At 45.6% G+C, this 13,731-nt stretch carries 14 protein-coding genes, 1 tRNA gene and 1 pseudogene; 11 read left to right on the top strand and 5 right to left on the bottom strand.

Features of this window, described 5'->3' with window-relative positions; translation table 11 throughout:
- Positions 1–455: 455 nt before the first annotated feature.
- The 5 genes from chiP (at position 456) to KHO06_RS13755 (ending at position 6,255) form a co-directional block, all read left to right on the top strand.
- The gene (gene chiP, locus KHO06_RS13775; protein ID WP_005425622.1) at positions 456–1,577 is read left to right on the top strand and encodes a chitoporin; all 1,122 of its coding nucleotides are present in this window, start codon (positions 456–458) and stop codon (positions 1,575–1,577) included.
- A 123-nt stretch (positions 1,578–1,700) separates the two neighbouring features.
- Positions 1,701–2,297 carry a DUF2057 domain-containing protein gene (locus KHO06_RS13770; protein WP_005425603.1) on the top strand — a complete coding sequence of 199 codons (597 nt, stop codon included), beginning with the start codon at positions 1,701–1,703 and terminating at the stop codon, positions 2,295–2,297.
- Positions 2,298–2,552: 255 nt separating this feature from the next.
- Positions 2,553–3,980: a glutamate--tRNA ligase gene (gltX, locus tag KHO06_RS13765; RefSeq protein ID WP_020196224.1), complete on the top strand. Its 1,428-nt coding sequence runs from the start codon at positions 2,553–2,555 to the stop codon at positions 3,978–3,980.
- Between the two features lie 614 nt (positions 3,981–4,594).
- On the top strand, positions 4,595–5,551 hold the full coding sequence (locus KHO06_RS13760) for an OmpA family protein (RefSeq protein ID WP_005425612.1): 957 nt from the start codon (positions 4,595–4,597) through the stop codon (positions 5,549–5,551).
- Positions 5,552–5,748: 197 nt separating this feature from the next.
- The gene (locus KHO06_RS13755) at positions 5,749–6,255 is read left to right on the top strand and encodes a hypothetical protein (protein WP_005449220.1); all 507 of its coding nucleotides are present in this window, start codon (positions 5,749–5,751) and stop codon (positions 6,253–6,255) included.
- A 90-nt stretch (positions 6,256–6,345) separates the two neighbouring features.
- On the opposite strand, the gene KHO06_RS13750 is transcribed toward KHO06_RS13755, so the two are convergent.
- Both KHO06_RS13750 and KHO06_RS13745 read right to left on the bottom strand, forming a co-directional pair.
- Positions 6,346–6,422 (bottom strand) — tRNA-Arg (locus tag KHO06_RS13750).
- 68 nt (positions 6,423–6,490) lie between these two features.
- A complete protein-coding gene (locus KHO06_RS13745) occupies positions 6,491–7,624 on the bottom strand; it encodes a flagellar assembly protein FlgT (RefSeq protein ID WP_005425597.1) in 1,134 nt (377 codons plus the stop codon).
- Positions 7,625–7,796: 172 nt separating this feature from the next.
- Between KHO06_RS13745 and KHO06_RS13740 the strand changes: the two are divergent.
- Positions 7,797–8,436 (top strand): annotated as a pseudogene (locus KHO06_RS13740) (FlgO family outer membrane protein).
- A gap of 9 nt (positions 8,437–8,445) precedes the next feature.
- On the top strand, positions 8,446–8,877 hold the full coding sequence (gene flgP, locus KHO06_RS13735) for a flagellar assembly lipoprotein FlgP (RefSeq protein ID WP_005425609.1): 432 nt from the start codon (positions 8,446–8,448) through the stop codon (positions 8,875–8,877).
- 195 nt (positions 8,878–9,072) lie between these two features.
- Here flgP and flgN read toward each other — a convergent pair whose 3' ends face one another.
- The 3 genes from flgN to flgA all read right to left on the bottom strand — a co-directional run bounded on the left by flgN (position 9,073) and on the right by flgA (position 10,701).
- Positions 9,073–9,498, bottom strand: a complete 426-nt coding sequence (gene flgN / locus KHO06_RS13730; protein ID WP_212581758.1) for a flagellar export chaperone FlgN — start codon at positions 9,496–9,498, stop codon at positions 9,073–9,075.
- Positions 9,499–9,524: 26 nt separating this feature from the next.
- Positions 9,525–9,839, bottom strand: a complete 315-nt coding sequence (gene flgM, locus KHO06_RS13725; RefSeq protein ID WP_005425628.1) for a flagellar biosynthesis anti-sigma factor FlgM — start codon at positions 9,837–9,839, stop codon at positions 9,525–9,527.
- 115 nt (positions 9,840–9,954) lie between these two features.
- Positions 9,955–10,701, bottom strand: a complete 747-nt coding sequence (flgA, locus tag KHO06_RS13720; RefSeq protein WP_045417847.1) for a flagellar basal body P-ring formation chaperone FlgA — start codon at positions 10,699–10,701, stop codon at positions 9,955–9,957.
- Positions 10,702–10,777: 76 nt separating this feature from the next.
- Between flgA and KHO06_RS13715 the strand changes: the two genes are divergently transcribed.
- From KHO06_RS13715 to flgC, 4 genes are all read left to right on the top strand, one after another.
- Positions 10,778–11,704: a chemotaxis protein CheV gene (locus KHO06_RS13715; protein WP_005425637.1), complete on the top strand. Its 927-nt coding sequence runs from the start codon at positions 10,778–10,780 to the stop codon at positions 11,702–11,704.
- A gap of 11 nt (positions 11,705–11,715) precedes the next feature.
- A complete protein-coding gene (locus KHO06_RS13710; protein ID WP_010650748.1) occupies positions 11,716–12,543 on the top strand; it encodes a protein-glutamate O-methyltransferase in 828 nt (275 codons plus the stop codon).
- Positions 12,544–12,910: 367 nt separating this feature from the next.
- Positions 12,911–13,306, top strand: a complete 396-nt coding sequence (flgB, locus tag KHO06_RS13705) for a flagellar basal body rod protein FlgB (RefSeq protein ID WP_005425594.1) — start codon at positions 12,911–12,913, stop codon at positions 13,304–13,306.
- 5 nt (positions 13,307–13,311) lie between these two features.
- Positions 13,312–13,725: a flagellar basal body rod protein FlgC gene (gene flgC, locus KHO06_RS13700; RefSeq protein ID WP_005425613.1), complete on the top strand. Its 414-nt coding sequence runs from the start codon at positions 13,312–13,314 to the stop codon at positions 13,723–13,725.
- Positions 13,726–13,731: the final 6 nt, after the last annotated feature.

Below are 13,731 nucleotides of genomic sequence, written 5' to 3'. Positions count from 1 at the left end.
CTAATGTGGAGAGCATAAACCTTCCAGCAAGGGGAAGGTCAAGTTTTTCGACGCGAAACAAATTCGTCAAAATCTCCGTTATTGCGCTGACTTTATGCAGTTATTGTTGCGAGTTATCTCAAAGTTTTTTCTCTCTGAATATAAAGTTCCGTTAAAACACCTAAAACATGAGTGAATTCGATCACGACTTTTGAGCTTTTTATATAAAAATGGCGTGACTTGGAATGGTTTTGACGTTTTTATATTTTTATTTCATATCTTAAGCTCTTGTATTTTTGGGTTTTATATTGTTTTTGATCTTCTCATTTTGAAGTTGCTCAGATTGCCGTGGGGAAAGTTTTTTACTGCGAAAAAAGTTTGTCATATTTGCTCCGTCCAAACACAGATTCAAGTTCCTGCAATGTCCTAGTTAGCGAATTTGAAAATGGAAAAAACTAAAAATATAGGGGTTAAAAATGTCTTACCTAAAGAAAAGCCTACTTGCTACTGCAATCACAGGCATGATGTTCAGTGGTTCAGCTTTTGCTGATGGTGCAAACAGTGATGCAGCGAAAGAGTACCTAACTAAAGACTCTTTCTCTTACGAAGTTTACGGCATTATCGCGATGCAGGCCGCGTACCGCGATTACGATTCTGGTAGCAAAGCAACTGACGACGATTTGGGCGGCATGCAGCTAAACAACGAATCTCGTATCGGCTTCCGTGGTAAAAAGCAATTCGCTAACTTTGAACCAACGTTCATTTGGCAAATCGAAGGTGGCTACGTAGACCCAAGCTTCGGTGGTGAAGGTGCAGGTCTTGGTGAGCGTGACACATTCGTAGGTTTTGAAAGCGCTTCTTGGGGTCAAGTTCGTCTAGGTCGCGTACTTACTCCAATGTACGAGTTGGTTGACTGGCCAGCATCTAACCCAGGTCTAGGCGATGTTTACGACTGGGGTGGTGCAATCGGTGGTGCTAAGTACCAAGACCGTCAATCAAACACTGTCCGTTGGGACTCTCCAATGTTTGCTGACAAATTCTCTCTAGATATCGCAGCGGGTGCAGGTGACGAAGCTGGTCTAGGTGCTGGTGACGATTACTGGGGCGGCATTGCGGCTCACTACAAGTTAGGTCCACTACAATTGGATGCTGCTTACGAGGGTAACCGTAACATCGAATCTGAAGGTCAAACTTGGGAAAACAACACGTACCTAGTAGGTGTTCAAGGTTGGTTTGAAAACGGTATCTCTTTCTTCGCTCAATACAAATACATGGAAGCTGATGCAAGCAACGGTGTAAGCGAGAAACAAGATGCAATGTCTGCGGGTCTGATGTACACAACAGGCGATTGGCAGTACAAACTGGGTTACGCAGCTAACTTTGACCTAGAACGTGACGGTAAGACAATCGACAACACGGCGGATGATGTACTATCTGCACAGATCATGTACTTCGTAGACCCATCTGCAGTACTTTACGCTCGTGCTCGTACGCTAGACTTCGGTGACGGTGCATCTCAAGTAGGTGACCCATCAGAATACCGTTGGAAGTCTGCTGACTACGATGAGTTCTCTGTAGGTGTTGAATACTACTTCTAATTCAGAAGCAGCTAAAAGGGCGGAAACGCCCTTTTTGTATTGATACTTATTCACATAAGCCATTGAAATGACTGGCCTGTTAGTTTCAGTGGCTTATCTAAATTGGTATAAGACGAGAAAACCATGATGAAAAAAACAACCACACTATTAGGATTTTGCGCACTACTTTCTGCGCCTGCATTTGCTGCTCAACTGACTCTGCAAGCGGAATTGGTTCCTCGCGTTATCAACGGTGAGTTCGTCTACCCTGAGTGGATCTCTGACAACAACAGCATCAAAGTTGAAGATGGTGCAAACCAGCTGGCTGTGAATGTGGGCCAAATAGTGTTTGAAGATGGCAAGCGTCGTAAGTTCGATTCGCAGCCGCTTTTATTAGAGTTTGATGCACCGAAAGATGCGGAGCTAACGCTGACTTACAACAAGTTCCGTACCATTGAAGAAGCAAATGCTTTTGAAATGGACCCAAAACTGACGCTAAAAGACGCAAACGGTAAAGACGTTGAGTTCTCGATGGTTCAACTGCGCAAAGGTGGCCTACAAGGTTTCCGCGATTACGAGCGTGAAGTGGCCGATTACAACAAGGCTATGAACAAGGAATCAACCAAGGCAAGTATCGCTGCTTCTCCTGCGGTAACCAAAACGTTGAAAGAATCGTTCCATGATTTAAGCCGAGAAGAGCAGCAAGAGTTCATGCAGTGGGCGATGCGTAACCTGAAGTAATTCGGTTATCTTCCTCTATATACTCTTTCTCTTACTATAGCGGTTGTGCACAGTTATAACCGCTCTTTAGCGATAACCTTCGTCTAGTATAAATAACAGGGCAGCGCCGCTTCGGTGACTGCCCTGTTTGTATTTCTGGCGTTAAACCACACGGAAGGATTGTAGTATTGACTTACGATGGTAAAATGTCGCCACTTTTATCCTTGACATTACAACGAGAGCCCTCTCGTTGCTCATTATCCCTAAGGAACTCAAATGACGGTTAAAACTCGTTTTGCTCCTAGCCCAACTGGCTACCTACACGTTGGTGGTGCTCGTACTGCACTTTACTCTTGGCTATACGCTAAAAACCAAGGTGGTGAATTCGTTCTACGTATCGAAGATACTGACCTTGAGCGTAACTCTCAGGAAGCGGTTGATGCGATCCTAGAAGGTATGGAATGGCTAGGTCTTGAGTGGAATGAAGGTCCTTACTTCCAAACTCAACGTTTTGATCGTTACAACGAGATGGTTGATAAGCTTCTAGAAGAAGACAAAGCATACAAATGTTACGCATCTAAAGAGCTGCTAGACGAAGTTCGTGCAGAGCAAGAAGCAAATAAAGAAATGCCTCGTTACGATGCTAACCATCCAAAGATCAAAGCGGCAAACGAAGCGGCAAAAGATGGCGATCCATGTGTTATCCGTTTCCGTAACCCGAAAGAAGGCAGCGTAGTATTTGATGACCAAATCCGTGGCCGTATCGAAATCAGCAACACACAAATGGATGACTTGATCATCCGTCGTACTGACGGTTCTCCAACGTACAACTTCTGTGTAGTGGTTGACGACTGGGATATGGGTATTACTCACGTTGTTCGTGGTGAAGACCACATCAACAACACGCCTCGTCAGATCAACATCTACGAAGCACTAGGTGCGCCAGTACCAACATTCGCACACTGTGCAATGATCCTAGGTGATGACGGTGCGAAACTGTCTAAGCGTCACGGTGCCGTATCAGTAATGCAATACCGTGACATGGGCTACCTACCAGCTGCACTAAACAACTACCTAGTGCGTCTTGGTTGGTCTCATGGTGACCAAGAGATCTTCACTCAAGAAGAGATGATCAACCTATTTAGCCTAAACGCAGTTTCTAAGTCTGCGTCAGCATTCAACACTGACAAACTGCAATGGTTGAACAACCACTACATCAAGAACTCAGATCCAGCGTACGTTGCAGAGCATCTACAATGGCACCTAGATCAACAGAAACTAGACGTAACAAACGGCCCAGCTATCACTGAAGTGATCAAGCTAGTGGGTGAGCGTTGCAACACGCTAGTTGAGCTAGCTGAGCAAATCCGTTACTTCTACGAAGACTTCGCTGAGTTTGAAGCGGGCGCGGCGAAGAAACACCTACGCGGCGTGGCTAAAGAGCCTCTAGAGCTTGCTCTAGCGAAAGCAGAAGCACTGACTGAGTGGACGACAGCGAACATCAAAGATGGCGTTATCGCAGCTGTATGTGAAGAGTTAGAGATCGGTATGGGCAAAATCGGTATGCCACTACGTGTAGCAGTAACAGGTGGCGGTCAGTCTCCTTCTGTAGATGCAGTAATGGAACTGATTGGCAAAGAGCGTTGTGTTGCACGCATCAAGATGGCTCTTGAGTTCATCGCCGAGCGTGAAGCGAACGCATAATTGCTTGAATAATTAGTCAAAAAACCGCGGAAAATACCGCGGTTTTTTTTTGTATTTCATTTTGGAATAAAGAGGTAATTCGACATCATTCTCCCTTTCTTTGGGGAACTTTTTCATCAAAATGCTTAAAAATTGATAAGTTTTACTTATCCAAATATAACTTCTGCAAATGAATTTTTTCTTTTCCTATACGAAATATCTCTCTGAATTAAAAGCACAATCCATAAAGTTCCGTAATTATCGTCTCATTAATGAGAAGTTAATTTGCTTTACCTATTCTTTTTTGAAATATAGCGCAAACGTTTGCGCGCTTGTTGTTGCTCGCTTTAAGGTGCTCTAGATCACATAAAATCATGCTTTTCGATGACACTAAATTGACAGTTTTGGGATTTGTCTCGGGATTTCTTGGGGTTATAGTGCTCGCCGTCAGTGAGGGAGCGATATGCACCACTGACCAGGAGACATACCCAAGTGACTTTTATGCAGATATGCAAACAATCGGAAGTCACTTCGGTATCAAGCTCAAGGGAACTGAATAAAAGAATTGAAATACAACGTCAGTCAGGCGGCGCATTTCGTTACGAACAAGAGAACTTCTTTTAGAGGAATCAATAATGAAAAAACTAGCAGCGGTAATTTCAGCTTCTTTACTTATGGCTTCAGCAGCGCACGCAGAAGTATACGTGGGCGGTAAGATGGGTAAGTCTTGGATGGAAGACGCTTGTGTAGCTGGTCAAGCTTGTGACAAAGATGGCTCTACTCTAGGTGCTTTTGTTGGTTACGAAATGAATGACTACTTCTCAGTAGAAGCTGGTTTCGACAACCTAGGTGACTTTGACCAAACTTCTTTCGGTGGTCACGTAGAAGCAATCACTCTTGCTCCTAAGTTCAGCCTACCAATCACTGAAGACATCGCACTTTACGGTAAAGTGGGTGGTGCTTACCTAATGATGAACGACGGTAAAGACGACTACTCTTACCTAGGTGCAGCAGGTGTTGAATTCAACGTTAGCGAAAACGTAACAGCACGTGCGGAATACCAAACAATCACTGACATCAGCAACGATTCAGTTAAAGCAATGGGCAACTCTGCAACGCTAGGTGTTGCATTCAAGTTCGGCGGCAACGATGAAGTTGTTGTAGAAGAAGAGCCAATCGTTGAAGAAGTGGTTGTAGAAGAAGTTGCTCCAGTAGTAGTAACTAAGACTTTCGAAACTCAAACAATCGGTACTGGTAGCTTCGCACTAAACAGCACAACTCTTAAACCAGAGAGCGCTGCTAAACTAGACGACCTAGTAGCATTCCTAAACGAGTACCCACAAGCGAACGTTGACGTAATTGGTTACACAGATACTTCAGGTCCAGCAGCTTACAACCAAAAAGTTTCTGAAAAACGTGCTGAATCTGTAGCTCACGCTCTTGTAGAAAAAGGCATCGATGCTTCTCGCATCCACGCTCGTGGCGAAGGTGAAAACAACCCAATCGCTTCAAACGAGACTCGTGAAGGCCGTGAACAGAACCGTCGCGTAGAAGTTGTTGTTCCTGAGTTTGAATACCAAGTTCAGCAATAAGCTCCTATCTGACCGTTAGAAGCCTTAAGCGCTGAATGCCCCAAAGAGTTCGCTCTTTGGGGCTTTTTTATATCTGTATTAGAAGTTTTAAAAAAGAATAAACATACATGCTATTTACAGTTTTGTATTTTATTACTTTAATTATCTATGAGTTTTGCTTACCCTTTTGGCTATTAATAAAATTATTAGTTAGCACTATGTCTAAGAGCAATTTAATTACAAATACTGGACACCGCTTCATCTCAAAAGGCAAGACAGCCTTTAAGATCCATATTCATACACCGGACGATACGGTATTGCATCGCTCCGTGGGTTTTGTTCGCATTGGGGAAAAGAAAGGGCTTAAGAAAGCCATCAAACTGCGTAACGAGCTTGGGCGAGAGATGTGGGGCAAGTTTTGGCGTCGCCTATTGAAAGACCCATACCTGATGACAAGGCTGCCACACAGCGTTGAGCCTAAAATAGTCCATAAGCCCAATCCAACATTGGAAGACCCAGACAACCGCGACACCTGCTATATCGCAAAATGGCGTGAGTTTAATGATGCTGGCGAATACAAGTACAAAACGGTGGTGCGGTCTATCAACAAATACGGCAAGCTTGCCGCTTATATGCAGACCAAAAAAGCGTTGCTCGATGCCCACAAAGACAACTTAGAGATCCTGACCTTTATGGGGCGTCTCAACAGCATTGATCTTAAGTAGTTTTGTTCAGGTGCCTCTAGCAAGCGCGCTCTACCTAAATAGCAGACATAAAAAAGCCTTAGCTTAAATTCGGTAAGCTAAGGCGATGAATGGCGCCCCCAGTAGGATTCGAACCTACGACCTGTCCCTTAGGAGGGGACTGCGCTATCCAGCTGTGCCATGGGGGCGTAATCAAATAAGATGCGTTACCTATGATATTCAAAAGTAGGCATATCGCAAGGCATTATACGCGTTGCTAAAGCATCTTGTTCATTACGTCGCCAATCTGCACGCTAGAAGCTAGATTTGGCTGTTCAATCGTCAGTTCCGCTTCGTGTTCATAAACACGAGTCACCCTCAGGGTAATATCGCTCTGAGAGACCTTATTACGTGGTAGACCGTTTTGGTCGATGAATGATGCTGTGTGCCACAATTGTAGCTGGTCACCTTCCTGTACGCCGTGCATACGGCCAAGATCCATGGTCACAGTATTACCGAATACGGCAACGACTTCTGGCAGGGTGATTTTACAAGACAGTTCCGATTCCAAATCCAACATAATGTTGCGGCTAACGCGCAGCATCATCTCACCGTAAGTTGATGCCCAGAAGCGTGCACTGCGGGTATCAACTTGGCTGGTTTTAGCAAAAGGCCAACGCGCCACTTCGCGGTAGTTCTTGTGGTAAACCTCGTGCCCCGTTTTGCCGTCAAAGACCTTCATCTCCATGGCAAACTGGCGGTTAATAACGTCGTCTTTCAATAATTTCGCATCAATGGTGGCGGTTAAGTCGGTAATGACACCACCGATGATGTACTGCGCGCCATTGTCTTGCGCAATCATCTTTGTACGTTCTGGGTAATTGGCGCTGATGGAGTAGTCTGTGGTGCCGACCGAGACAAAACTGCGCGAGGTTTGATCTAATTGGCGATTGACCACGTGGCTAAAGTCATCGCCCACACTGTAGATCTGGCCCATAACGGCTTGTTGAGGAGAGGCGACATCGATATTACCGACCAATACGGTCTTCTTGTATTGATCCACGTGGCAACCCGTTGCCGATGGATAAATGTCCACTCGGATCCTCATTTCCATTTTGCCGCTGCGTTTACGCTCTGACTCGACCAAGATGTAACGCACTTCGTGGTTGGTGAACTGGTACTCTTTGCGGTTTTCTTCCAGCAAAGGCATCAAGTTGCTGATGCTGCCGATGTCAGCGCCCGAAAAGTTGACGGCCTTGAAGAGTGCGTCTTCTAACGCGTGCAGCCTTGCCGCTTCTTCTGAGGAAACGATCGTGGCAACGCCTGTCACTTCATACCAAGATGCCACTGCTCGAAATGGCATCATCAATATAAAAGTGACTGATATTAGGCTAAAAAATATTTTTTTCATTGTTAGTAACCGTTCGGGTATAAATATTGCTTTACCAATTTCAGTGAAGTTTGGTGGGCTTTTCTTTCGTTCGACAAGCAGAAGAAAAGCAAGGACTGTTCCAAGATTACGTTTTATTGAAATGAAGTCGCGAAAGAGCAGTCACACCTAAGATTATCTGGAGAATCAAACCATGAAAAGATGGCTTGTTGCCGCATCGATGATGACGCTTTTAACATCGTGCGCCTACTCACCAATTTACAATGGTAAAGAACCGTATTCAGGCAGCCAATTCATGCTGATGGACAGCCCTCGTCATACGATGGACTATTTCATTGAGAGCATGACGGAAGAGCTGATGGTTTCGAACGTTGCAGTATCGTCGCGTACACCGATTGCGATTACTTCTTTTGTCGATCTGCAAAACATGGATGCAACCAACTGGCTTGGTAACTCGGTATCGGAAGGGTTTATTCACCAATTCCAACGCCGTGGCTTTAAAGTCGTGGATTTCAAAACCACAGGTTCAATCCAAGTGACTCAGCAAGGCGATTTCGCACTGAGCCGTGATTGGCAAGATCTGGCACAAGAGCAAGAAATCCAGTACGTGCTGACAGGCACTATGCTTCGCCAAGAGGGGGGGGGTGTTAGTGAATGCACGCGTAGTCGGTATGCAAAGCCGCATCGTCGTTGCAACGGCACAAGGCTTCTTGCCTGCGGACCGCATTGGTCGTGATTTGGATACGCTGAACAGCATCCGTACTCAGGATGGTGTGCTTATTCGTTCTGACCCAACTATTCGTCAGCCTTACACCGTGATTCTCCGCCCTTAGGAAACCGACATGAAGAAGTTATTATTTATTATCGCGACATTGGTGCTGGTGGGTTGTCAGCCTTTGCAGCAGATGCGCCAAGATGAGATTTTGGTGGCGGTGGGTTACGCAAGCGTGAGTGAGCAAACTGGCCGTACTGTTGAAGAGAAGCGCGTTCGTGCGATGCGTGCATCTAAGATTGATGCGTACCGTGAACTTGCTGAGCAAGTGTATGGTATGCGAGTGAGCGGCCGTGCGGAACTTGCCGACCAGCGCTTAGGCATTGAAAGTACAACAGGTGCCGTTGACGGTGTGATTCGTGGCGCTGAGGTTGTGCGCAGTTACTTAGTCGAAGACAGCTATGTCACTGAGTTACGTTTGGATATCCGTAAGATGGATAAACTGCGTGATTACGGTGAAGTGCAACAGGTGCCTGAGAAGCGTCAGCAGACCTTGTTCTAATACAACTTCACAAACAGATAATCGACTTGAGCGGCGGATTGGCAACAATCGGTCGCTTTTTTATGTGCGTTAGTTTTACGTGTGTCAGCTTTTGGATACTGTTTGGCTACGCTTAGAGTAATAAAAGCTCAGAGGAATAAAGCTGCTGGCTACAAGATAACGTCGATAGGGTAGTCGTGGGATTGATTCAAAGAGTTAGGCTTTGATGTTAGTGCCTAGCGTTGAAATGGTATGAGTTTTGCCGCCGGCATTGTAGGTCATGCCGACCTTACCGTGGGTACGCTGAAGCATGTTGTTAAGTTTATTGAAGCTGGATTGGGCACGATTGAGCGACTCACCGTTCATTTGGTTTACTTGCTGACAATCGAGAATGATGGATTGGACCTGTGCGACAACCTGACTTAGGCTTTCGTCTTCGGTAAGTTGATTGACGTGCGGGTGAGAGGCAATTCGCTGGTCAGTGGTTCTCAATTGACCAATGAGTGTCATCTTTTCTTTGGCAAGTTTCTCGATCTCAGCAGATACACGTGCGCTGATCGCCTGTGTTTCTTGACGTAACACTCCAGAAAGTGCTTTTGCATTTTCTAGCTGGAAGTTAACAAGATCAACTAATGCTGCCATGAATACTTACCTTGGGCCTAAGTCAGTTAGCTTTTGCCTTGCAATTCGTTTTCAAACTTGATCATGTTGTCAGCCAGCTTTTCTGGGTCAACTTTGTATGAACCGTTTGCAATTGCTTCTTTGATTGCCGCTACTTTCGCGCTGTCATAAGCCGGTGAAGCTGCCATGTCCTTTTGGAGTTTGCTGACTGCTTTGCCTTGTTGGCTTAGTGATACCGCGTCTTGTTGTGCTGGCGCTTTTTTCGATTCTGTAGTGCTAGTAGCACTAGAATCAGTACGTGCAGGTGCGCGACTGGTTGTCGTCATCATCTGACCTGAACGTATATTATCTATACCTGCCATATTTCAACCTTAAACTCGTATCGTAATACTGGTATCCAGACTATCGACCAAGGGCAAAATAACTTTAGTGGTTTTTTGCATTTTTATTGATCGATTTGCCGTACACCAGCCAACCCTAGAAGGTGATGGTGATTTCCGCGATGCCTGTCACAATTCCTTCTATTATACGTTGGGACTTATCATTTTTCACTCTTACTTGATCGCCGGCGGATCCGTCTTGTAGCGCCGTGCCTTGCGTGGTGATCGTCATGCCACCTTTTACGGCTTGAATCGTCACTTTTTCATTGCGGCAAACCACGCAGACATCATTGCGCTCAACCACATCGCCAAGACGAACGTTACGTTTTAGCTTGGCGCCGATGACTTGATCGTAGGTGGTAAAGCCATCTTTACGGAAACGCTGCAATTCGATCATTGAAGTTGTCACATCTGAAGCGCTGATGATCTCACCGCGACCGAGCTGACGAGTCGAAACGATCATTGGTACAGACGCTGAGATCCTCACAGGCACATAAACTTTCCAGTCATCAGCAGGGCACTCAACCAACACGTTAATGTTGCTGCGCGTGCTACTGGTTGACGATGCGGATGTATCAAGGGGCTCTGGGCAATCTGTCGCTTTGATACGTGGATCAATATTTGCCGCATTGACCGACAAATTTCCTCCCGCTGGCTGCTCTACCGTGCTAAGAATGTGCTGCTCAGCGGCGGTTCGGATTTGCTCGATCTGACTTTCCGTTGCTGAATGAACAAAAAAGCTAAACATACTGAGCAAAATGCCGATAGACTTAGCGTACTTTGTAAATAACGCTCTACATATTGTCATAGTAAATGGTGTCGATTTTATATTATGATACGCCATACTGTTTCTCTGGTATTATGCCTGCCAGCCGTAGAGTATCATTTAAAAACAAAAAGTTTGAGATGGAGATGAGCATATGACGGGGATTCTTGATTCGGTGAATCAGCGTACGCAACTCGTCGGCCAAAACCGATTGGAACTACTGACTTTTCGGTTGATGGGACGACAGCGCTACGGCATTAACGTATTCAAAGTAAAAGAAGTACTACAGTGCCCTAAGCTGACTTCGATGCCAAATCTGCATCCACTAGTGAAAGGTGTCGCTCATATCCGTGGCCATACTGTGTCAGTGATTGATTTAAGTCTGGCAATCGGTGGCCGTCCAACCACAGATATTGATAAATGTTTTGTTGTGATTGCTGAATTCAACCGTACTATCCAAGCGTTCTTGGTGTCTTCGGTTGAGCGCATTATTAACATGCATTGGGAAGCGATTTTGCCGCCGCCAGATGGTGCAGGTAAAGCGCACTACCTAACAGCGGTAACAAACATCGACAACGAGCTAGTAGAAATTCTGGACGTTGAGAAAATCTTGGCAGAGATTGCTCCAGTAGACGAAACCATGGATTCAAGCATCGGCGAAGAGATCGCAGTTGCTGAACAAGAGAAGCCAATCGTGCGTCGCGTATTGATCGCAGACGACTCAACGGTGGCACGTAAGCAGGTTGAACGTGCAATTACTTCAATTGGTTTTGAAGTTGTCTCTGTGAAAGATGGTAAAGAAGCGTACAATAAGCTGCTTGAAATGGCACAAGAAGGTAGCATCTACGATCAGATTTCTTTGGTCATTTCAGATATCGAAATGCCAGAGATGGATGGCTACACACTAACGGCCGAAATTCGCCGAAATGCAGATTTGAAGAACCTTTATGTTATCCTGCACTCCTCATTGAGTGGCGTCTTCAACCAAGCCATGGTTGAGCGCGTAGGTGCTAACACCTTCATTGCGAAATTTAACCCAGATGAATTGGGTAACGCGGTTAAATCTGCATTAACACAATAAAAGAGACATTAATGACTGCTATTACAATCAGTGATCAAGAGTATCGTGACTTTAGCCGTTTTCTAGAATCACAATGTGGCATCGTATTAGGTGACAGTAAGCAATACCTAGTACGCAGCCGACTGAGCCCGCTTGTGACAAAGTTCAAGCTGGCGTCGCTGTCGGATTTGCTACGTGATGTCGTGACAGGCCGTAACCGTGAACTACGAGTTGCCGCTGTTGATGCGATGACGACTAACGAAACATTGTGGTTCCGAGATACTTATCCGTTCACGGTATTAGCTGACAAACTGTTGCCGGAGATGGCGGCAAACAAGCGTCCAATCAAAATTTGGTCAGCAGCCAGCTCGTCAGGTCAAGAACCTTACTCAATGGCAATGACCATTTTGGAAACTCAGCAGCGTAAACCAGGTTTATTGCCAAGCGTGTCGATCACCGCAACAGACATTTCTGCAAGCATGCTAGATATGTGTCGTGCTGGTGTTTACGACAACCTAGCGCTAGGGCGTGGGCTTTCGCCTGAGCGTCGTCGCACCTTCTTTGAAGATGCAGGCGATGGCCGCATGAAAGTGAAAGACAACGTTAAACGCCTAGTGAACTTCCGTCCTCAAAACTTGATGGACAGCTACGCGCTGATGGGTAAGTTCGATATCATTTTCTGTCGTAACGTACTGATTTACTTCTCACCAGAGATGAAGTCTAAAGTACTAAACCAAATGGCAAACAGCCTAAACCCAGGCGGTTACTTGCTGTTGGGGGCGTCAGAGTCACTGACGGGTTTAACGGACAAATTTGAAATGGTGCGCTGCAACCCGGGCATTATTTATAAGCTAAAGTAGCAACCCGCTTACTAGCTGACTCTTTTAATCATTTAAAAAGCCTGACCTCGTGTCAGGCTTTTCTTTTCTCACTATTCTTAGTTAACTTGGTTTCACTTTTGCCCCTGCTTCCCAACTGTTGCTGTCGTTTTCCCATCTCTGTTGTAAAAGCCACGACCATTTTTGCCTGCGCACAAGCATAGGGTGTATATTTTTAGTGAGCCGAGCTGATTACTCGGTTCGATATGACACTCCATCAATCACCTTGGCTTGCTTATTGCAATCCATGACTTAGGTAACTGAAGCGGCAAAACGGCATGCTCTATTTTTGGCACGCTAATTGCTTTTTAGTTATTAATAACGGTCAGTTCTTACTGTAGAGGCAAACATGGCTATATCTTTTGACAATGCATTAGGCATCCACCAGTACACGGTGGGCGTACGTGAGCGCAACGCGGAGGTGATTTCCACCAACATCGCGCAAGCAAACACGCCTGGCTACAAATCAAGAGGTTTAGACTTTGCTAAGGAATTGCAGGCGGCAACATCCGGGGCAAGCATTGGTCTTAGCCGCACAGATGGTCGGCACATTCCTGCCACTACAACCTTGGTCGGGGACAAGCTATATCGTCTTCCTACGCAACCAGATACGGGCGATGGCAACACGGTAGATTTGGATTTAGAGCGTAACTTGTTTATGCAAAACCAAATCAGACACCAAGCATCACTCGACTTTCTAGGCAGCAAATTCAAGAACTTAACCAAAGCAATCAAAGGGGAATAATTTAGATGAGCTTATTTAACGTTTTCAATGTGACAGGTTCCGCAATGAGCGCTGAATCCGTTCGTCTGAATACTACCTCAAGCAACTTGGCGAACGCCGACAGTGTCAGCAGCTCTGCGAAAGACACTTACAAAGCGCGTCATGCTGTATTTGGTGCTGAGTTAAGTAACGCCATGCGTGGCGGTGATACGGTGCCAGTGAAAGTGATGGGTATTGTAGAAAGCGATAAACCGCTGAATGCGGAGTACAACCCAGACCATCCCCTTGCAAACGACGAAGGCTACATCTACAAGCCCAACGTGAATGTAATGGAAGAAATGGCAAACATGATTTCGGCTTCTCGCGCATACCAAACCAATGTGCAAGTAGCGGATTCTAGTAAACAAATGCTGCTGCGTACGCTGCAGATGGGTCAATAAGGATAA

It is taken from the genome of Vibrio sp. B1FIG11, from assembly GCF_905175335.1.
GTDB classification, from domain to species: domain Bacteria; phylum Pseudomonadota; class Gammaproteobacteria; order Enterobacterales; family Vibrionaceae; genus Vibrio; species Vibrio campbellii.
Note: the sequence above shows the minus strand (reverse complement) of the source record. Positions and strands in the feature narration are given on the sequence as shown.

What these genes read in the sequence shown, in the direction of transcription:
- chiP (WP_005425622.1), top strand. Translation starts at nt 456, where the DNA reads ATGTCTTACCTAAAGAAAAGCCTACTTGCTACTGCAATCACAGGCATG.
- KHO06_RS13770 (WP_005425603.1), top strand. Translation starts at nt 1,701, where the DNA reads ATGATGAAAAAAACAACCACACTATTAGGATTTTGCGCACTACTTTCT.
- gltX (WP_020196224.1), top strand. Translation starts at nt 2,553, where the DNA reads ATGACGGTTAAAACTCGTTTTGCTCCTAGCCCAACTGGCTACCTACAC.
- KHO06_RS13760 (WP_005425612.1), top strand. Translation starts at nt 4,595, where the DNA reads ATGAAAAAACTAGCAGCGGTAATTTCAGCTTCTTTACTTATGGCTTCA.
- KHO06_RS13755 (WP_005449220.1), top strand. Translation starts at nt 5,749, where the DNA reads ATGTCTAAGAGCAATTTAATTACAAATACTGGACACCGCTTCATCTCA.
- KHO06_RS13745 (WP_005425597.1), bottom strand. Translation starts at nt 7,624, where the DNA reads ATGAAAAAAATATTTTTTAGCCTAATATCAGTCACTTTTATATTGATG.
- flgP (WP_005425609.1), top strand. Translation starts at nt 8,446, where the DNA reads ATGAAGAAGTTATTATTTATTATCGCGACATTGGTGCTGGTGGGTTGT.
- flgN (WP_212581758.1), bottom strand. Translation starts at nt 9,498, where the DNA reads ATGGCAGCATTAGTTGATCTTGTTAACTTCCAGCTAGAAAATGCAAAA.
- flgM (WP_005425628.1), bottom strand. Translation starts at nt 9,839, where the DNA reads ATGGCAGGTATAGATAATATACGTTCAGGTCAGATGATGACGACAACC.
- flgA (WP_045417847.1), bottom strand. Translation starts at nt 10,701, where the DNA reads ATGGCGTATCATAATATAAAATCGACACCATTTACTATGACAATATGT.
- KHO06_RS13715 (WP_005425637.1), top strand. Translation starts at nt 10,778, where the DNA reads ATGACGGGGATTCTTGATTCGGTGAATCAGCGTACGCAACTCGTCGGC.
- KHO06_RS13710 (WP_010650748.1), top strand. Translation starts at nt 11,716, where the DNA reads ATGACTGCTATTACAATCAGTGATCAAGAGTATCGTGACTTTAGCCGT.
- flgB (WP_005425594.1), top strand. Translation starts at nt 12,911, where the DNA reads ATGGCTATATCTTTTGACAATGCATTAGGCATCCACCAGTACACGGTG.
- flgC (WP_005425613.1), top strand. Translation starts at nt 13,312, where the DNA reads ATGAGCTTATTTAACGTTTTCAATGTGACAGGTTCCGCAATGAGCGCT.